Genomic DNA, 21,139 nt, shown 5'->3' with positions numbered 1-21,139 from the left:
GTAAACCAATACCTTAGAAAAATAAGTTGAGAGTGGGGTTAATATAACAATACTTAATAAGCATATCAAATTCACGGTCAGGATGTGTAAATAAACAGTAACAATGAGGCGAAATTCACCTCCACCCTAATGTCGGATGGAGTCCTCTTTCGCGGTTTGATAGATATTATTACTAACTTCTACCAATAAGGGCAATCACTGCTTTCAGTGACTGCCCTTATTTTATGTCCAGCAATTATTGTTAATGGATTGCCGCTATCTTTTCACTGTTAACCTTTCACTACTAGCCTTTAACACAGTGACTCAGATTTATTTTTTTACCAGTTCTTCAAGCGTTATGGGTTTATCAACTATTGGCTTAGTAAATGACAACATATTAGGATGCTTGCCATCTTGACGCATTTTTAGTAACACTTTTTGATACCAAGGCAGACGCTGATACGCCAAAAGCTGCTCTGCTAATTTCTTATTTTTTTGCAAGGTTTGCGTATTTTGGATGACATAAACGGTACGCTCGACCTGTTTTGCTACCTGACCTTTTTTATTTTTTATCACGGCTTTGATGTTATGCGCACCCGGCAAAACATCAACAGTTGCAATCGGGGCGCTTAAACCCTGCGCCACTTCGTTTCCATCTAAGTAAATGCTCACACTATCGCCCACTTGTAGGGCAGGCTTTACTTGCACCTTTACCTCAATAGTTTGTACGGGACGACGATACGCCCGTTCTTCGCTAGGCTCTGTCATGGTCAGCTGATAGTTAATGGGCGCTTTGTTAACGGTTGAGTCACTGTTGGCAGTGGTGCCAGTGGTATTAGCGGCAGCAGGCGCTTGGGCGGTATTGACAGGCTGATTGTTGGCATTACTGGTTTGACTAGAACTATTTGCACCCACACTGTCGCTGCCAGTCATGACACTGGTTTGGCTAATTTGCTTGCCTGCTTGCTGTTCATAGTTTTGCAGACGGTCGGTAAAGGTGACTTGACCGGTATTTTCATCGACAACTTTATAAATAGCAGCGGCATTTGCCATCGGCGCGTAAAGGCTTGCGGTGCTAATAATCAAACCTGTTAGCAAACTTACCGACAACCCTTTATTTAAAAAAACAGTACTTTTAAATGATGAACTCATAGTCAATCAGCCTAAAGCGATTTGTTATTAATATATAGATGTAACCATTATGCGATATTTTTGCCATTAAATCAGTAATGACTTTACACTAAATTTAACAATTAAACGTCTACTTTAATTGCCCACAAAAAAACCAGCTAAATATAATTTAGCTGGTTTTTCTTATTTAAAACAATGGAGCCTATTAATTATTAATTAGCAGCTATAGTACAAATCAAACTCAACAGGATGTACGGTGATATTGACGCGCTGCACTTCTTCTTGTTTCAGCGCGATGTAAGCTTCTAGCATCTCTTTAGTAAACACATCGCCTTTTAATAAGAACTCATGGTCATCTTTTAACGCTTGTAGTGCCACCTCTAAGTTTTCAGCAACCGTTGGAATGAGTGCTTCTTCTTCTGGCGGTAAGTCATATAAGTTTTTATCAGCGGCTTCGCCTGGATGCATTTTGTTTTGAATACCGTCAAGACCTGCCATCAATAACGCTGCAAACGCCAGGTATGGATTGGCTGCTGGATCAGGGAAACGCGCTTCAACACGTACCGCTTTTGGGCTACTAACGTGTGGAATACGGATAGACGCCGAGCGGTTAGACGCTGAGTACGCAAGCTTGATAGGCGCTTCATAATGCGGCACAAGACGCTTATAGCTGTTGGTCGATGGGTTGGTAATCGCATTTAAAGCACGGGCATGTTTGATAATACCACCGATAAAGTATAGTGCGGTTTCTGACAAGCCGGCATATTCATCACCTGAGAAAGTATTGACGCCGTCTTTTGAGATAGAAATATGCACGTGCATACCAGAACCGTTATCACCAACGATAGGTTTTGGCATAAAGGTGGCGGTTTTGCCAAACTGGTGGGCAACGTTATGGACGGCATACTTTAGCTTTTGTACTTCGTCTGCTTTACGTACTAAAGTATTAAATGCCACGCCAATTTCTAACTGGCAAGGAGTCACTTCATGATGATGGACTTCGATACAACCTTCGCCAATCATATCTTCGATACGCTCGCACATTACCGCACGCATGTCTTGTGAGCTATCAACCGGTGGTACTGGTACATAGCCGCCTTTAACGCGTGGACGATGCCCCATGTTGCCCCACTCATAGGCTTTATTAGTTGACCAAGCGGCTTCTTCAGCGACGATTTCATGGCTGACACCAGACATATCAACCGACCATTTTACTTCGTCAAAAACAAAGAACTCAGGCTCAGGACCAAAAAAAGCGGTATCACCAATACCCGTTGATTTTAAGTATTCTTCGGCCCGACGAGCAATAGAGCGCGGATCACGGTCATAGCCTTGCAGCGTTGATGGCTCGATGATGTCACAAGTCACCACCACAGTAACTGCGTCAAAGAATGGGTCGATAAAGGCAGTTTCTGGGTCAGGGCGCAAAATCATATCTGAGGCTTCGATACCCTTCCAGCCAGCAATCGATGAGCCGTCGAACATTTTGCCATCTTCCATCACTTCTTCATCAACGCTGTGCGCTGGGAAAGTCATGTGTTGCTCTTTGCCGCGGGTATCGGTGAAACGGAAATCGACCCATTTGGCATTGGATGATTCGATAAGATCAAGTAATTTGTTCGACATGGAAAGTTTCCCTTATGGTTAACATGGTAATAAAATTGTAACGTAGTATGAAAATTTTAGACGAAAAGTTTTTTAAAAATTATTTTTTGCTTAAAGCCCAGCTGATTTTCTGGCGTTAAGCTTTAAGTATTTTTATGAGCCAAATAAATGCAGGTGCTATTTTAGCAACATCTGGCCAATAATGCTGAACTCTTCAAATGCATCTTGGTAAATAATATTACATCGCTTTAATAGCGAGCTATTCACACCTATAAGAATTGCAGCTACTATGCCAACTCATCTTCGGGCCATCAAGTTTTTAAAATTTCCAAAGGCTGAAAGTAATAATTATCTACAATAAATACAAACATTTACGTAATATAAATCTTTTATATTAAAGCGTTATTTGCATAGCAATTGCTATGTATAGCTAGCAAACTCAAAGATGAATATATTAAATGACGTCCCATAATAGTGCAAAATTTAGAAAATTTAACTTAGTAATGCACCTTTATAGAGCATTTATTACTATCAGCGTGCAACAGCGCTACGTTTGATAGATAACGAAATAGTGTTAAGATAACAGCGTTTAAAATCGCATCGATGTTGAACCTATTGAATTAAAGACACTACACTAAGAACACGAAGCTAAGAACACCAAGATTAAGACACTAGGTTAAAGATAATAAGTTGAACAAATGATGATTTTGATGATCAATAATTACGACAGCTTTACCTACAATATTGTACAGTACTTCGGTGAATTGCAGCAGGACATCAGCGTTTGGCACAACGATGAAATCAGTATTGATGAGATTAAAGCACTTGCGCCAGATGCCATTGTTATTGGTCCCGGCCCCTGTGACCCTGACAGTGCTGGTATCTCGCTAGAGGTGATTGCGACCTTTAAAGGCATTATCCCGATATTAGGTATTTGCTTGGGTCATCAGGCAATCGGTCAAGCCTTTGGCGGTAAAGTCGTCAAAGCAAGCGAGGTTATGCATGGGCGGTTATCGGCTATTTATCATAATGGTCAAGGCGCTTTTACCAACTTGCCAAATCCAGCCCAGTTTACCCGTTATCACTCATTGGTGATTGAGCAAGCAAGCTTACCCGACTGCTTTGAAGTTAGCGCTTGGACTCAAAATGCTGATGGCAATATCGAAGAAATCATGGGCATTCGCCACCGCGAGTTTGCGATTGAGGGCGTCCAGTTTCATCCTGAGTCGATTTTAAGCGAAGCGGGTTATCAGCTGCTGAATAATTTTTTACAAATGCATCAGTTAGCTGTTTTATCCTCAGATAATTTACCAAAAGTAGGATAAGTGTTTTAAAAGACGAACCCACTTTTTTAATCCAATGAATGTATTTAAACGACAACTATAAAAGATAATAATAAGTGAGAATATTATGACCACTGCCGCTATGCAGGACAAAAAATCAATCATGAATCAAGATAAGCAAAACCTGCAAAATGCTGAGAGCATCAATCAGCTGCCAGATGAGAGTATTCATAAGCTTCTGACCACCGCATTAGGCAGGATTTTTCAGCATATTGATTTGACCTTTGACGAGATGTATCAAGTCATGCTCGTCATCATGCAAGGCAGATGCAGCGATGCCATGATGGGTGCGATTTTGACGGGCCTGCGGATGAAAGGCGAATCCATCGACGAGATTACCGCCTCAGCCAGTGCGATGCGTGACTTAGCTGCCAATATTAACCCAAGAGACTGTCGCTACATGGTCGATATCGTCGGTACTGGTGGCGATGGCGCTAACTTATTTAACGTATCAACAGCCGCTGCCTTGGTCGCAGCCGCAGCTGGGGCGCAAGTCGCTAAGCATGGCAACCGCGGCGTTTCAACCAAATCTGGTAGCTCAGACTTACTTGAGCAAGCCGGTATTAGCCTAACCCTGACACCAGAGCAAGCACAGCAGTGTATCGAGAATCAAGGGATTGGCTTTTTATTTGCGCCCAATCATCATAGTGCGATGCGCTACGCCAATCCGGTACGCCGTGAGCTAAAAGCGCGGACGATTTTTAATATCTTAGGTCCACTGACCAACCCTGCTGGCACGCCAAATCTGGTTATCGGCGTCTTTACCGCCCAGTTATGTGAGCCTTTGGCAAAAGTGATGAAAAATCTGGGCGCGCGCCATGTAATGGTGGTCGGTGCCAAAGATGGTTTGGATGAAATCAGTCTTGCAACTTCAACCACGGTAGCCGAGTTAAAAGACGGTGAAATCTCTGTTTATGAGATGATGCCAGAAGATGCGGGCGTTGAGTCACAAACCTTAATTGGGCTTGATGTCGATTCTCCTGCCCAAAGTCTTGAGCTGATTCGTGCCGCTTTATCAGGAGCAGATACTAATGACCGCGCTGTTCTAAAAGCCCGTGATATGATTGCCTTAAATGCCGGTGCTGCGATATATACCGCAGGACTTGCCAGCAACTATCCGAATGGCGTGAGCCGCGCCCAAAAAGTCATTCAAAATGGTGACGCTTTGATTAAGCTTGATGACTTAGCCAAATATACGCAGCAATTAGCTGACCAAGTTTAATAAGCTAAATGCTTAGAATTAATAAGAAATACGTGGCTCATAACCCTGTTAATCGCAACTATGTGTGCCGCCTTAATTTATTAGCCTAATTGTTACCCTAATTTTTTTACCAAATAACGGAATATAGCCATGACCGCCAAACCAAAATCAGACACCGCGATTCCTTCAGTGTTGCAGCGTATCGTTGCTACCAAGCACGAGGAAGTTGCTGCTGCTCGTGCGGCAGTATCGCTTGAGGCATTAAAATCGCAAGCCACCGCTGATACCCAGCCACGTCGCGGTTTTGCCAATGCTTTACGCAGCGCTGATATTGGTATCATTGCGGAGATTAAAAAAGCCTCGCCGTCTAAAGGTATTATCAATCATAACTTTGAGCCTGCGCTATTTGCCAAGCAATATGAGCAAGCGGGAGCCAGTTGTTTATCAGTACTCACCGACCGTGATTATTTCCAAGGTGATGATAGCTACTTAATCCAAGCGCGCCAATCTTGCAATTTGCCCATATTGCGCAAAGATTTTATGGTAGATATTTATCAGATTTACCAATCTTACTTAATGGGCGCTGATTGTATTTTATTGATTATGGCCTGTCTTGATGAGGCGCAAGTACAAGAGCTGCATGCGCTAAGCATTGAGCTGGGTATGGATGTCTTGATTGAAGTTCATACAGCAGATGAGCTTGAGCGTGCGCTACAGTTGCCACGTTCAGCGCATAATATCTATGGTATTAATAATCGCGATTTAAACACCTTTGATGTCGACTTACAAACGACGCTTGATTTAAAAAACACCCTGCTGCGCGAATTAGCTATCGATGATGCGCTCGCTGCCAATCCTAATGACCGTCTAGAACGGCCGCTTATTGTCACCGAAAGTGGCATTCATAGCAGCCATGATATACGTTTGATGCTCAATAATGATATTCAGCACTTTTTAATCGGCGAGCAGTTTATGAAGACCGAGCATCCAGGGCAAGCGTTACAATCCTTACTTGCGAGCGTCGCAGCACAGGCGTAAAGTAAACCGCATCTATTTTATGTACGATATAAATCATTAAATCACTCATTCACTCACCAACGATACGTTAATTATTATGTCAAACTCTCTGTTTTCAAAAGAAATGCAAGACCAATTAAAAGAACTTAAAGGGCAACTGAGTAAAGGTCGCGATACCAATTCACCAGAAGGTGAAAATGAAAAGCCAACCGAACCTGTCTCACTCTTGACCCAAAAACAAGTCAAAAAAACGGTCAAGCAATTAGATAGCGAACATATCGACGACGATAAAGTGCTATTTATGCAAGCGATGCATGGCGTCAACCAGCTAAAAGACAAAAACGTGCGCACACCTGCCAACGCCTCTAAAGCAGGTAAGCCTGACGCTGCAACGCTTTCAAAACGTGCGGCTGCTCAAGGGAGCGAAGCTGGTGATTTGGGCGCAGGCTTGTCAGATATGCAAGCGCTATTAAACCCTGTCGCCGGCGAAGCTTATTTGTCTTATAAGCAGCCGACCTTACAAAACAAAATCTTTGATCAGCTTAAAAAAGGTAAGCTACGCTGGTATGATGCGGTAGACATCCATGGTTGCACCATTGAAGAAGCGCGCGATGCAATGACCCAACTGCTCAGCCAAGCCAAGCAAAACAATGAAACTGTGGTAAAAATCGTCCATGGTAAAGGTTCTGAGGCTATTTTAAAAACCTGCGTCAATGGTTGGTTACGTCAACTGCCAGAAGTACTGGCATTTTGCTCGGCTCCGCCGAAAGATGGTGGCAATGGTGCGGTACTGGTACTACTTAAAAAGACCAAGACCGATAAAGAATAAAATTATAGATCGAAAAAAAGGACTGCCACCATGCAGTCCTTTTTTATATCAAAGGTTCACCCTCTCGTTTTGTAGTCGCGCTTTGATAAATCTTCCTATCATTTTGCTGCATATTTTTTAGTAAGTGATTTCTCTATGAATATACAAATCATCGAAAACAAACAAGAATTAAAAGCACATATCAACGCTTTGATTGCTCTCGAACCAAGATTTGCGCCTGTTTATGAGCAAGTGGGTGTGCCTGATTTACGCCATAACGCGGGCGGCTTTACGCAAATAATGAGAGCGATGGTTGGACAGCAGTTATCAGTCGCAGCGGCAGCCAGTATATGGCAACGCTTGGTAGAGGCAGGTTTGACGACGCCATCAGTGATTCGGGCAGCGACAGACGAGGATTTACGGGCGCAGGGGCTCTCTAAGCAAAAAATTCGTTATACGCGCTCTTTGGTCGAGCACGATATAGATTTTGCTGCCTTAACAACCCTACCCGACAACGACGTTATCGATACCCTGACTGCTGTGGTTGGCATTGGACGCTGGACCGCTGAGATGTATCTGCTATTTTCGTTACAGCGCGCTGATGTGCTGGCAGTTGATGATCTAGCCATTAAAGTCGCAGCGATGGAATTGTTAGATTTAGAAGAGCGCCCAACGCCAAAACAATTAAAAAACCTGACCCAAGATTGGTCACCGCACCGTAGCGCTGCCAGCTTATTGTTATGGCAATATTATGGTTTTTTACGTCAAAAAACTGCTATCCCTTTATAAGCCATAGCTTTATAAATAAAACGTTCAATAAACCTTAAGCAAAATAACCACACAAAATATTAAGGCTGATTCCATATAGAAAAACCAAATTTCTTTTTGGCGTGTTTAAACTTACCTTTTTTTAACAGACGATGTTTATGCCTTTGTAGTTTTTGCTTTTTAGTGGTGTCTTTACGAGCCTCTTTTTCACTCGTCGCACTGTCAGCGTTTTTATTTAAATCAAGCGCCTTTTGCTCATCAGCATTATCGTTATTGGCATCAGTGTCTGCTTCACTCGCATCACTTGCGTCCACTACTTCGTTTATCGAATCATCAGTCACGGTTTCTAGCTGAGGTTGTGGCTCAAGCTCGGCTTGATTGACAATCAGCTGCTGCGTTGGCAGCGCATGCTCGACATCGTATTTTTTCACCAGGGTCAACACGTCGACCAACAAGTCATCTTGCTTACGATAAAACTCTATCGAGTCGACAGCATTAATATAAGCGCGCAGTTGAATGACGTAGCAGTCTTGGCGCAGCTCTGAAATATTGGCCTGATTCCACTCCTGATTGGTCAGCTCGTGCTCGTCCAAAAATTGATCTAATTTTTTGACCATCTTAAAGACCACATCGATATCCGCATTGCGTTTGATATATAAGTTATGCAAAAAGTGAAACATATCCCGCGAGGTATAGTTTTCAATTTGCATCGATGAAAAATCACTGTTAGGCACCGTCACAATCGTCCGGTTCAGCGTACGCACCCGTGATGAACGAATACCAATATCAATCACCGTACCTGCTTGGTTGCCGAAGCTACAATAGTCGCCGATGCGTACTGGCGAATCTGCCACCACCACCACACTGCCGACCAAGTTCTCAATCGTCTTTTGCGCACCTAGTGCCAAGGCTAAACCACCGACCCCTAATGCGGCAATCCCTGTAGTCAAATCAAATCCTAAATTTCCAAAAATGACAATAACCGCAAAGATTAATAATAGCGCTTTGACCACCTTGCGCATCAAACCCAAGATAGAAACTCGCTCGGTATAGTTTTTCTTATAACTTAAATTGACCGCGCGGGTAAATATCGAATCAATAACCCGCAGTAATAGCCATGTCGTCGCTACCCAAGAAGCAATGTCGGTAAAGCGCTTAATTGGTTCACGCAGTGTCACTGATATACCGGCATATACCATCACCTCGGCCAATATCAGCGCCGTGATAACGACGGTCAGTGGCAATATCACATTATTAGGTAAAGGTAACGTCTCACCCCGTAGGCGAGGATAAATCAGTTTTAATAAATAATAGAGCAGCCAAACCACGATGTAAGTAAAAATAAAACTACTGACTATAATGGCTAATGCCGCCAATATATCAGAAATCTGATAACCAAATAGCTTTTTACCATCTAATGAGTCAATGGTGTAGCGCGAAACCAGCGTCGGCTGATAATTCTCTATCACTTCTGGTATCGAGCTTAGGGTATCGTTTGAAAACTGCCAATATTGCTCGCCTTGCTTAGAGGCTACTCTTTCGAGCACCAGCGGCACGCTCTTATCACCCACATTAATCACGCCGACGTTTTCTTGGCTTGGCGGTAGCTGATCGCTTAAATTTCCCTCAGGCGTATTGTTAATTTGCAAATCAGGCTGAAAACGCCCGCCCGCATCGAGTGCTTGCTTAAATTGGCGCACCACAGTGGTTGGATTATCAGACTTGGATAAATTTAGATAATTACTGGCCAGCAGATAGTCGTTATCGCCCAATGCTTTAATAAAGCCTTGTACAGTATGGCGCGGCGTGTCACGTCCGAAAGAATCAGGGGTCGAAGTGTTGGCCACCTCTTCAGTTTGACCACCCACGCCCAATATACTGGCTTCGGCAGCAAGCGCACCATGTGAAAAAATGGCGCTTAATGCACTCACTATCATCGCAAACAAAAACACCGTTATCATGAGCGGCGTTTTTGTTTTTAAAGATGTAAATGATGAAGATGTCGCAGTACGAGCACTCAGATGACGCTGAATAGACAAAACAAACCTCTTAACTTTATGAATGGCAGCACAAAAAAATAAATGAAATTTGCCACTATAATAGCAATTATTAATCACAGCAATGCGTTTGATTGCATGTTTTTATTACTGTTTAAAATAGGGCTTGCCTTTACAGATGATACTTATTTAAAAGCCTAAAAAATACTGGAAATAGCTAAACAACCCAGATAAACCTCAACCATCATGAGCACCACTCATCGTATGCTGAATAAATATTAGGACAAAGTAGTTTATAAATGTGCTGGTTTTATAGATAATAACCTTATGTAATATTCGTATTACTTTTTGTAATTTTTTACTTTTAGGCTCTCGCTTCTGTAACTTTTTACTTTGTTCAACTTGTCATTCAATTTTGGAATTCAATATGGCTTTATCACGTTCATCTTCGACTACCTATCTGCGGTTGTGTATCTTAAGTGCGTTAGGCGGATTTGCTATTAGTGCCACAGCTGCGACTGGTGATAGTAGCGTTATCAATCACAGCGAGTTGCCACAAGTTGAGCTTGATAAAATCGTCGTGACGGCGACGCGGACGCCAACTAAGACCAGTAAAGTCATTGCCCAAACTCGGGTCATTGATAGCGAAGCGCTCAAGCGTTATCAAGGACAAACAGCTTTAGATGTTATTAAAAACCAACCAGGCTTCAATTACAAACAAAATGGTGGACTAGGAACGGTAGGTAGTTTTTATACCCGTGGTTATGATAGCAAGCAAGTATTGGTGCTTATTGATGGTATTCGCTATAGTTCAGTATCTACTGGAGAACCTGCTCTAAGCCTATTACCTGCAGATCAGATCGATCGTATTGAAATCCTCTACGGAGCCTCTGGTTCTAGTATTTATGGTGCTGACGCTATGGGAGGTGTCATTCAAATATTCACTAAAGGTTCTAACATTGAACAAAGTCAACTATCAGTCACAGTGGGTACAGGATCGCACGATCAGTTTTTGTATGGTGCTACTGCTCAATTTGTTAATGACCAAGGTACCAGCTTAAGTATCTCTGCCAGTCATAATGAAACGGATGGCATTAACGCTACACTTCCTACTCACCCTTGGGGCATTCATAATTTAGATGAGGATGGCTTCAAAAGTAATAACTACAGCCTAAACCTTAGCCAAAAAATCAATCCAGATTTAAAAGTGGGCGTTAGCGGATTATACAGTGAGTCAACGACTGATTTTGACAGTGGCAAAACTACAGAGAAAGATTTTACCAAGGCAGAGCAAAAAAACAGTGCGGCTCAAGCATTCATCGATTGGAATTACTCGCCTACGTCATCAGTAAAACTATCATATGGTCACTCTATTGATGAATCTCAAACGACGGCTACTACTTATACTAGCTTCTATGATACGACACAAAAACAAGTTAGCTTAGTAGGCAGTCATTCAATATCTACTGATAAATTGCTATATGGTATAGAGCATCTAAAACAAGAAATGGATACAAGTGCATACCCCGAAGCTGACAATCGAGAAGTGACCAGTGGCTTTTTAGGCTATATGCTATCTAGAGATAAGATCGATGCACAAGCTAACGTACGCCATGATGACTACTCTGAGTATGATAATGAAACCACTTATAACTTAGGTACTGCTTATCGCTTAACACCAGATCTACGTGTTGGTGTTAACTACGCCAAAGGCTATCGCGTTCCAACTTTTAATGATTTATTCGACTGGGGTGGTGATCCAAACTTAAAGCCTGAAACCAGTGATAACTATGAAGCTTTTATTGAGTATGACACCTTACTTCAATCTACACGCTTAACTGGCTATCGTAATGAAGTAGAAGATATGATCGCAAGTGATGCAAACTATCAACGTAAGAACTATGCTGAGGCCAAAATTGAAGGTGTAATCTTAACCAGTGACTGGTTTTTTGATAACTATTTGTTTGGTTTAAGCTATGATTATCAAGAAGCTAAAGATGATAGTGGTAAAGATAACGACGGTAATTATTTGCCTACTCGCCCTAAACATAAAGGTACAGTCTATGTTGGCTACCAACTTTCTGACTTAGACATCCGTGCAGAGTACCAGTATGTTGACGATTACTATAGTAATATTGAAAATACGTCTAAAATTGATAACTACAATATTATAAATATCAGCGGCAACTATCAGCTATCATCGAACTTATCGATGTCGGCTCGCTTAAATAACGTGTTTAATGAAAAATACCTCACTGAGCCGGGTTATAACACTGACGGTACTAACTTCTTTACCTCACTCACCTATAAATGGTTTTAAGCTTATTTGGTAAAAATTAGAACTTATATATAAATAATCAAGGCTATCGATAGATGGCCTTTTTTTTATGACGTAAGCACTTACGATTTTCCGCAGCCAATAGGTGACAAATTAATCCTCATCAATTACAATAACGACCTCCGAGAGGTGTTGCGCCATAATCATCGATTACTGCAATTAAGCTTTATTGCTTTGCAAATCATTTATTATGTTAGGCTCGGTTAACTGTTTATGACCATTTTTGGTTATGAGCAGCGCAAATAACGGCACCTGCGTTTTTATTCTTTTTATCTATTAACTGATAGGAGCATATTATGGACGCAGTGTCTAACACCCCATCTGCCCATACGATCGACCCCTCTTTCACTGACTATAAAGTCGCCGACATTAGCCTTGCTGATTACGGTCGCCGTGAAATCACCCTAGCTGAAGCCGAAATGCCTGCCCTGATGGGTTTACGTCGTCGCTACGAAGCCGACCAGCCGCTTAAAGGCGCAAAAATCGCTGGCTGTATCCACATGACTATTCAGACGGCTGTCCTCATCGAGACGCTTGTCGCGCTAGGTGCAGAAGTACGCTGGACCTCATGTAACATCTTCTCAACCCAAGACCATGCTGCGGCAGCAATTGCTGCTGCTGGTATCCCTGTTTATGCTTGGAAAGGCGAAACCGAAGAAGAGTACGAGTGGTGCTTGCGTCAACAAATTCACGTTGGCGGCGAAGAATCCGGTCAGCTTTGGGATGCAAACTTAATCTTGGACGACGGCGGTGATTTAACCGCTTTGATTCATAATGATTATGCCCAAATGCTTGATAACATCCATGGTATCTCTGAAGAAACTACTACAGGTGTCCATCGTTTGGTTGAAATGCTGGGTAAAGGTACGCTAAAAGTACCGGCTATCAACGTTAACGACGCGGTTACCAAATCTAAAAATGACAACAAATACGGCTGCCGTCATAGCTTAAATGACGCCATCAAACGTGCTACCGATATGTTCCTTGCCGGTCGCCGCGCTTTAGTCATCGGTTATGGCGATGTGGGTAAAGGCTCTACCCAAAGCTTACGTCAAGAAGGCATGATTGTCCGTGTATCAGAAGTTGATCCTATCTGTGCTATGCAAGCCTGTATGGACGGCTATGAAGTATTGTCACCTTATATCAATGGCGATAACACTGGCGGCGCAGAAAACATCAACACTCGTCTATTAGAAGATACTGACTTAATTGTTACCACTACCGGTAACTATCACGTTTGTGACAAACATATGTTAGCCGCCCTAAAACCGGGTGCGGTCGTCTGTAATATCGGTCACTTCGATACCGAAATTGATACGCAATTTATGCGTGACAATTGGCGCTGGGTTGAGATTAAGCCACAAGTGCATCAAGTGTTCCGCTCGGATGACGAAAACGATTATTTGATTTTGCTTGCTGAAGGTCGCTTGGTGAACTTAGGTAATGCTACTGGTCACCCATCGCGCGTGATGGATGGCTCATTTGCTAACCAAGTATTGGCACAAATGTACTTGTTTGAAGAAAAATTCGCTGAGCTGCCAGTCGATGAGCGCTTTGATAATTTATACGTTAAAGTGTTACCGAAAAAACTCGATGAAGAAGTTGCGGCGGCAATGGTTGCAGGCTTTAACGGTACATTGACGAAACTGACTGAAAAACAAGCCGAGTATCTAGGCGTACCTGTCGAAGGTCCGTTTAAGCCTGACGCTTATAAATACTAATAGGAGTCAGACTGTGACTAAGCCTACTTTCTCCTTCGAGTTTTTCCCAGCCAAAACCGAGCAAGGCCATGAAAAACTCCTCAGCACTTATGATGAGTTAAATAAGCTATCACCTGCGTATTTTTCGGTGACCTATGGGGCTGGCGGTTCAACCCGTGGCCGCACGCTTGATATCGTGCAAGCGTTGTGTGCGCGCGGTGACACGGATATTGCGCCGCATATGTCTTGTATTGGTGATGACAAAAGTCAAATCGCTGAACTACTCGATCTTTATAAAAGTTTGGGCATCACACGCTTGGTTGCCTTGCGTGGTGATTTACCGTCAGGTCAGGTCGGTATGGGAGAACTGCCGTTTGCCTTAGACTTAGTAAAGTTTATCCGCGAATATTCAGGCGATCACTTCCGTATCGAGGTCGCAGCCTACCCTGAGATGCATCCGCAAGCACGTAGCTTTGAATTTGATGTCGACAATTTGGTGAATAAATATCAAGCGGGCGCCAATGCGTCGATTACCCAGTTTTTCTATAATGCCGATAGCTATTTATATCTGCGTGACACCTTAGAAAAACGTGGTATTGACACGGTAGCGCAGCCTTTGGTCGCTGGCATCATGCCGATTACCAACTCAAGCAATCTCGTACGCTTTGCTGATAGCTGTGGCGCTGATATCCCACGTTACGTGCGTAAGCGCTTGGCAGATTTTGGCGATGACCGTACTGCTATCCGAGAGTTCGGCTTTGATGTCGTTTATCGTTTGTGTGAGCGTCTAATCTCTGAGGGCGTACCTGCCATGCATTTTTATAGCATGAATAAGGTTGAGCCAAATAAACGCTTAGTCGAAGCTTTAGGCTTGATTGCTTAAATATTTATCGAATGTATTGCTGAATGACTGGCGTTCTTAGGGGCGCCGGTCTTTTTTGGTATGGGAATTGCATTTATGCCAATTCTACTGATGACAATCCCTTTACCCACCCAAATGATATTCTGCTAAGATATTGAAAAATATCATGACTCCCATTATAGGAATAAGTAATTTTGCGACGTTTCTTTTATGCCACCAGTAGCGATAGCAGTGATAAAAATGCCCCAACCTGCCCACAACTGAGCACCTTAGCTATCGGTGCTAACGTCGAGTTGACCGAAAGTATTGTCCATCATTGGTGCCGTGTACTGCGCGCCAATAACGGCGACACAGGTATTTTATTTGACGGTTTTGGCGGTGAATATCAGGTACAGCTGAATAGCATCAGTAAAAAACAGGCCACTGCGACGTTATTATCACACCTAGAAACTGACCGTAACGTCGCTATCTTAACTAAAATCGGACTGGTGATGAGTCGCGGCGAGCGCATGGATTACGCCATTCAAAAATCCACTGAGCTTGGTGTCACTGCTATTCAACTATTGAGTAGCCACCACGGTGAGGTCAACCTAAAACCTGCGCAAGTGGAGAAAAAACTGGCACATTGGCAGCAAGTGGCGATTGCTGCCTGTGAGCAATGCGGCCTTAATCGCCCGCCCCTTATTATCGCGCCATTATCGATTGATGACTGGCTGTCAAATATAGCGGCCAACGAAAATGATAACGACAAAGAGATGGCAGTTAGCCCAATCGTCGCTGAGCTAAGTAAGGATGCCTATTATCAAGCATTACAGCAACCAGCAGATTTACGTCTGCAGCTAAGCGTGCCAGCATCAGGACAGCCGCTGATGCCTGAGGCGCTGCCCGTCGTTTTGAAACAACAGGCGCCTTATATTGAATTACTAATCGGACCTGAGGGCGGGCTCAGCGCTGATGAGTGCGCCAAAGCTGCTGACGTTGGTTTTGCACCGTGGCAAATTGGACCAAGGGTGCTGCGTACCGAAACTGCGCCTGTCGTTGCCCTAGCGACATTGGCTTCGTTGGCAACCCTGCACACCTTACATATGTAGGCATCAAATTGCCATCGCTACATCGCCATTTATTATTCAATTTGATGTTATGAGTCCTATTATGACCGATTTTACCCCTATGCCAATATCGGATAAACAGCAATTATTGGTCAAGCTGTGCGAGCAATTTGAAGACGCTATCTTCATACTGGACGACAAACTGCGCTATCTATCCGTTAATGCGAACTATGAGCTGATGCTTGGCTATACAGAAAAATTTTTGCTTGGCCGTCCGCTTGGTATCTATGCAGCCGAGTTTTTGTCTGAAGAAGAGCAAGGTGTGCTTAGAAATCTGATTAACAGTTTAGACAGTACAGGATTTTGTGAAATTGATTTTTCGATGGCAAATCGCTATGGCGAAATACTTGACTGTCATATCACCTATCGCAAAATTTACTTAGAAGATACCCCTTATTACGTTGGTACCATACGTAATATGGCGACGCTGGCTAAAAACAGAAAAAAGGTCGCCCATCTGTTAAATTATGACCAGCTAACTGGACTGCCAAACCGAAAAGTATTTTTAAGTCAAACCAGTGAGTTGTTAATAGAAAGCTACCAAGAAGTGGTGGTCGTGCGTTTTAACATTGACCGTTATCGCAACCTTGCTATCTTATTGGGACCAGATGGCATCAACAAACTGGTAGAAAGTTTTGTCTTACGTATCACCGAGTTGGAGCTGGACAATTTACGCTGTTTTTCCCATTTTGGCGGTGACGACTTTGCTTTATTATTCGAATGTAATGATGCCAACATGGTGCGCCATCAATTAGACAGTTTAATGCAAATGTGCGAGCGCCCTTTTTTCTTAAATGACAGTGTGGCAAAAGAAGCACAAGTCTATTGTCATATTTCGGTTGGGGTCAGCTATTTTCCTGAAAATGGCAATGAGTTCATCGGCTTATTGACCAAGGCTGAAAAAGCCTTGAATTACGTCAAGCAGCAAGGCGGCGATGATGTCTGTTGGTATCATAAATCGATTAACGAGAAGAATGCGCACGATATACAGTTAGAGTCTGAGCTTAGGACGGCTAGCAACGAATGTCAATTTGTGCCGTATTACCAACCAAAATTCGCCTTAGATACGGGTGTGATTAGCGGTTTTGAGGCATTGGTGCGCTGGCAACATCCTACTCGCGGCTTACTAAGACCCGCCGATTTTATGGATGCCATCATTTCTCATAAATTATCGTTTGAGCTGTTTTCACAAATGGCAAGCCAAATTGCTAAGCAATTGACCGTTTGGCAAGATTTGGGCTTTGAGCAGCACATCTGTATCAATGCTGATGCGGCCGAGTTTAGCCATCCTGATTTTTTTGACTTGGTCAGTAACTTGTTAGACAGCCATAAACTTGCCGCTCACCAACTGCACATAGAGGTGACCGAATCTTCATTGATACAGCGCCATGCCAATGTCAAAAAACAACTGGATTTACTTAAAGAACTTGGCATCTGTCTGGCGCTCGATGACTTTGGTACAGGTTTTGCCTCGTTAAGCTATTTACAAGAATATCCGTTTGATTTTATCAAAATTGACAAAAGCTTTATCTCTAAGATTACCAATGACCGTACGCAGCGCGCCATTGTTAAAGCAATTTTGGATTTAGCAGAAGCGCTTGATATGCACGTTATCGCCGAAGGTATCGAAAACGTGCAGCAACGCGATTTATTGCTCAGCATGGGTTGTCAGTACGGTCAAGGTTATTGGTTTGGTAAACCGATGACGGCGGACGAGGCAACTAAGATGCTTACGCAGCAACATTTGTCTAAAAACGACCGTCCTTAGGATTATCTATCAAAGCGAGATTTATTAAAACGATATTGTTTGAATTTTTCTACTCTTATTGTTAAATAATGCTTAAGTTTTTAGCGTATAAGCTCGATGATATATAGGATGCAACACAGGTTGATGACTTATCAGTATTGTCACCAAACTTGTATATTTGTCAGTGAACGCCTATCTTTTACCAAGAATTTACGAATACAATCATAATTCTTTTTCACTCTTCTCAATTTATTTCATATGATCGGTGTTGTTGTCCGTTATTGATACAGACAAACCCTTTAACAGTAAACAGTTGGCAACTCAGACTATTCATAATAGTCGATGACAGTTGCTGTTTTACTGCCGGTCGCATCCTAAAAAAGGACAGGAAGTTATGCAATATAAAGCGCCCCTACGTGATATCCAATTCGTGATGCATGAGTTACTTGACAGCGAAAGTCACTACAAAACCTTACCTGCGTTCCAAGAAGCGGATCGTGAGTTGATGGACAGTCTGTTTGAGATGGCGGCAAGCTTTGCGGAAAATGAGCTGTCTCCATTAAACCAAAGCGGCGACGCGGAAGGCTGTCATTTTGACAACGGTACTGTCACTACGCCAAAAGGTTTTAAAGAAGCTTATAAAGCCTACTGCGAGCTTGGCTTCCCAGCCTTGTCTGCTGAAGAGGCATTCGGCGGTCAAAACATGCCGTTCTCATTATCAACAGTTATCAATGAGATGGTTGGCACGGCGAACTGGTCATTTTCTATGTATCCTGGCCTATCACATGGCGCGATTCAAACCATCGAGCACCATGGTACTGAAGAGCAAAAACAAACTTACCTTGAAAAAATGGTCACCGGCGAATGGTCAGGTACTATGTGTTTGACTGAAGCGCATGCGGGTTCTGACTTAGGTATTATTCGCACCAAAGCTGAGCCAAACGATGACGGCACTTATAGCATCACTGGTCAAAAAATCTTTATCTCAGCGGGCGAGCATGACCTAACCGACAATATCATTCATATCGTCCTAGCCCGTCTACCAGGCGCGCCTGCTGGCACCAAAGGCATCTCGCTGTTTATCGTGCCTAAAGTCATGGTCAACGCAGACAGCAGCCTTGGTGAAAACAACAACGTCGTTTGTGGTTCTATCGAGCACAAAATGGGTATCAAAGCGTCAGCGACTTGCGTGATGAACTTTGATGGCGCCACTGGTTATTTGATTGGCCCAGAAAACCGCGGTCTACAGTGTATGTTTACCTTTATGAACGTGGCCCGTATCGGTACCGCCGTTCAAGGTTTAACGGCAGCAGAGTATGCGTTCCAAGGCTCATTAACCTATGCCAAAGACCGCTTAGCGATGCGCTCACTATCAGGTGCTAAAGCACCAGAAAAAGTCGCTGACCCTATCATCGTTCACCCAGCCGTTCGTAACATGCTATTGACCGAAAAAGCCTTTGCTGAAGGCGGCCGTGCCCTCGTTTATTACCTCTCACACTTTGCGGATACTGTTGCAAAAGGCGAAGGCGATGACCTGAAGTTTGCTGACCAAATGCTGTCACTATTGACACCAATTGCTAAAGCATTCTTGACTGAAACTGGTCTAGAAGCGGCTAACCATGGCGTACAGGTTTATGGCGGTCACGGCTTTATCAGTGAGTGGGGCATGGAGCAAAACGTCCGTGATACCCGTATTGCTTGCCTCTACGAAGGTACCACTGAAATCCAAGCGCTTGACCTACTCGGCCGTAAAGTATTGGGCTCACAAGGTAAAATGCTTGCCAACTTTGTCAAAGTCATCCGAACTTTCTGCGAAGAGAACAAAGACAACGATCAAATGGGTCAATTTATCCGCCCACTTGCCAAACACGTCAAAGAATGGGGCGATTTGACCGCGCGTATCGGTATGCAAGCGACTGAAAACCCAGATGCGGTTGGCGGTGCGGCTGTTGACTACTTATACTTTAGCGGTTATGTGACTTTAGCTTACTTATGGGCGCGTATGGCCTTGGTCGCGCAGACGGCATTGGCAGACGGTACTGGCGAAAAAGCCTTCTATGATGCCAAAGTCAAAACCGCGCAATTCTACTTTGCAAAATTATTGCCACGTACCACCACGCACGTACAGCGCATCAGCACTGGTGTTGAGCCGTACATGACCATGGACGTTGATCAATTTGCGTTTTAATATATAGAACGTTGCAAGTGTAGTATCTATTTTAATAAGCAGTTCCTATCGGCAACATACTTAGGTGTGTTGCCGATTTTCTTAGCGGCTTTATTGCTAATAGTTTTTGGTGGACGCACAATTCACGAACAAAACCACCCGTCGTTACGCTAATTTGCTAAACTTTAACTATCTATGTTTAAGCTGCACTCACAAGAAAATTGAACGCTTTGCCCTACTCACTTTTATTTATTTAAACCAAAGGAATGTTTATGGCTGTTTATAATGCCCCTCTTAACGACATGCGCTTTATCCTAAACGACGTATTTAAGGCGCCTGAATTTTGGCAAAACAACGAAAACCTTGCTCATGTCGATATGGAAACTGTCGATATGATTTTGGAAGAAATGGCAAAACTGTCAAAAAATGTCTTATTACCTATCAATCGTAGCGGCGATGAAGAAGGCGCAACCTTTGAAGGTAATGGCGTTGTCACCACCCCTACTGGCTTTAAAGACGCCTATAAGCAGTATGCCGAATCAGGTTGGGTTGGCTTAAGTGGTAACTCTGAGTACGGCGGTCAAGGTTTCCCAAAAATGGTCACTATGTTGACCGAAGAGATGGTATTTACCGCCAACCAGTCATTTGCTCTATATCCAAACCTAACCGTAGGCGCAACGCTTTGCTTAAATGCGGCGGCGTCTGAAGAGCAAAAGCAAACTTACTTAGAGAAAATGTACAACGGTGAATGGTCGGGTACCATGTGCTTGACTGAGCCGCATGCCGGTACTGACTTAGGTATTATCAAAACCAAAGCGGTACCAAACGATGATGGTAGCTACAATATCTCTGGTACCAAAATCTTTATCACCGGCGGTGAGCATGACCTCACAGAAAATATCATTCATTTGGTATTGGCAAAAACCCCGAATGCGCCAGAAGGCTCAAAGGGTATTTCGCTGTTTGTGGTACCAAAATTCTTGGTTAATGAAGATGGCAGCTTGGGCGAGCGCAATACGTTGGCGGTTGGCTCTATCGAGCACAAAATGGGCATCAAAGCCTCTGCCACTTGTGTGATGAACTTTGACAACGCCAAAGGCTGGATGGTTGGTGCAGAAAATACCGGTCTGTCTTCAATGTTCATTATGATGAACTATGAGCGCGTAACCATGGGTCTACAGGGCCTAGGTGGTTCTGAGCTTGCTTATCAAAACGCTGCTTTATATGCTAATGACCGAGGTCAAGGCCGTAGCGACACGCAAATTCAAAGCCCAGAAAAACCAGCCGATGCCATCATTCATCATGCCGATGTACGTCGCATGCTGTTAAATGCTAAAGCCAATACTGAAGCGTCACGTTGTTTTGCG

At 43.4% G+C, this 21,139-nt stretch carries 15 protein-coding genes; 12 read left to right on the top strand and 3 right to left on the bottom strand.

The features are described 5' to 3' along the window. Positions 1 to 309: 309 nt before the first annotated feature. Together B3R91_RS00075 and glnA are read right to left on the bottom strand one after the other, a co-directional pair. A complete protein-coding gene (locus B3R91_RS00075) occupies positions 310 to 1,131 on the bottom strand; it encodes a DUF4124 domain-containing protein (protein ID WP_286795668.1) in 822 nt (273 codons plus the stop codon). A gap of 195 nt (positions 1,132 to 1,326) precedes the next feature. Further along, positions 1,327 to 2,736: a type I glutamate--ammonia ligase gene (gene glnA, locus B3R91_RS00070; protein ID WP_191689943.1), complete on the bottom strand. Its 1,410-nt coding sequence runs from the start codon at positions 2,734 to 2,736 to the stop codon at positions 1,327 to 1,329. Between the two features lie 680 nt (positions 2,737 to 3,416). On the opposite strand from glnA, the gene B3R91_RS00065 reads away from it, so the two are divergent. From B3R91_RS00065 to B3R91_RS00045, 5 genes are all read left to right on the top strand, one after another. Further along, entirely contained in the window at positions 3,417 to 4,040 is a 624-nt protein-coding gene (locus tag B3R91_RS00065) for an anthranilate synthase component II (RefSeq protein WP_286795671.1), read from the top strand. A 121-nt stretch (positions 4,041 to 4,161) separates the two neighbouring features. After that, complete coding sequence (gene trpD, locus B3R91_RS00060) at positions 4,162 to 5,280, top strand: anthranilate phosphoribosyltransferase (RefSeq protein ID WP_286795669.1); 1,119 nt, start codon at positions 4,162 to 4,164, stop codon at positions 5,278 to 5,280. A gap of 129 nt (positions 5,281 to 5,409) precedes the next feature. Further along, on the top strand, positions 5,410 to 6,297 hold the full coding sequence (gene trpC / locus B3R91_RS00055) for an indole-3-glycerol phosphate synthase TrpC (RefSeq protein ID WP_144296232.1): 888 nt from the start codon (positions 5,410 to 5,412) through the stop codon (positions 6,295 to 6,297). A 76-nt stretch (positions 6,298 to 6,373) separates the two neighbouring features. Then, positions 6,374 to 7,105, top strand: a complete 732-nt coding sequence (locus B3R91_RS00050) for a Smr/MutS family protein (protein ID WP_144296233.1) — start codon at positions 6,374 to 6,376, stop codon at positions 7,103 to 7,105. A gap of 135 nt (positions 7,106 to 7,240) precedes the next feature. Further along, entirely contained in the window at positions 7,241 to 7,873 is a 633-nt protein-coding gene (locus B3R91_RS00045; protein ID WP_286795664.1) for a DNA-3-methyladenine glycosylase family protein, read from the top strand. 59 nt (positions 7,874 to 7,932) lie between these two features. Here B3R91_RS00045 and B3R91_RS00040 read toward each other — a convergent pair whose 3' ends face one another. After that, the gene (locus B3R91_RS00040) at positions 7,933 to 9,885 is read right to left on the bottom strand and encodes a mechanosensitive ion channel family protein (RefSeq protein WP_414707467.1); all 1,953 of its coding nucleotides are present in this window, start codon (positions 9,883 to 9,885) and stop codon (positions 7,933 to 7,935) included. 391 nt (positions 9,886 to 10,276) lie between these two features. Here B3R91_RS00040 and B3R91_RS00035 point away from each other — a divergent pair, with 391 nt between their 5' ends. The 7 genes from B3R91_RS00035 to B3R91_RS00005 form a co-directional block, all read left to right on the top strand. Then, on the top strand, positions 10,277 to 12,169 hold the full coding sequence (locus B3R91_RS00035; RefSeq protein ID WP_286795661.1) for a TonB-dependent receptor plug domain-containing protein: 1,893 nt from the start codon (positions 10,277 to 10,279) through the stop codon (positions 12,167 to 12,169). A gap of 314 nt (positions 12,170 to 12,483) precedes the next feature. Then, on the top strand, positions 12,484 to 13,908 hold the full coding sequence (gene ahcY, locus B3R91_RS00030; RefSeq protein WP_286795659.1) for an adenosylhomocysteinase: 1,425 nt from the start codon (positions 12,484 to 12,486) through the stop codon (positions 13,906 to 13,908). A 13-nt stretch (positions 13,909 to 13,921) separates the two neighbouring features. Next, a complete protein-coding gene (locus B3R91_RS00025; RefSeq protein WP_191689952.1) occupies positions 13,922 to 14,770 on the top strand; it encodes a methylenetetrahydrofolate reductase in 849 nt (282 codons plus the stop codon). Between the two features lie 173 nt (positions 14,771 to 14,943). Further along, complete coding sequence (locus tag B3R91_RS00020) at positions 14,944 to 15,840, top strand: 16S rRNA (uracil(1498)-N(3))-methyltransferase (protein WP_286795657.1); 897 nt, start codon at positions 14,944 to 14,946, stop codon at positions 15,838 to 15,840. 61 nt (positions 15,841 to 15,901) lie between these two features. Further along, the gene (locus tag B3R91_RS00015; protein ID WP_286795655.1) at positions 15,902 to 17,626 is read left to right on the top strand and encodes a putative bifunctional diguanylate cyclase/phosphodiesterase; all 1,725 of its coding nucleotides are present in this window, start codon (positions 15,902 to 15,904) and stop codon (positions 17,624 to 17,626) included. Between the two features lie 373 nt (positions 17,627 to 17,999). Continuing rightward, the gene (locus B3R91_RS00010) at positions 18,000 to 19,793 is read left to right on the top strand and encodes an acyl-CoA dehydrogenase C-terminal domain-containing protein (protein ID WP_286795654.1); all 1,794 of its coding nucleotides are present in this window, start codon (positions 18,000 to 18,002) and stop codon (positions 19,791 to 19,793) included. Between the two features lie 251 nt (positions 19,794 to 20,044). Then, a partial coding sequence (locus B3R91_RS00005; RefSeq protein WP_286795652.1) for an acyl-CoA dehydrogenase family protein occupies positions 20,045 to 21,139 on the top strand: 1,095 nt, incomplete at its 3' end.

This window comes from Psychrobacter sp. UBA6291 (assembly GCF_002439405.1).
Classification (GTDB): Bacteria; Pseudomonadota; Gammaproteobacteria; order Pseudomonadales; family Moraxellaceae; genus Psychrobacter; species Psychrobacter faecalis.
Note: the sequence above shows the minus strand (reverse complement) of the source record. Positions and strands in the feature narration are given on the sequence as shown.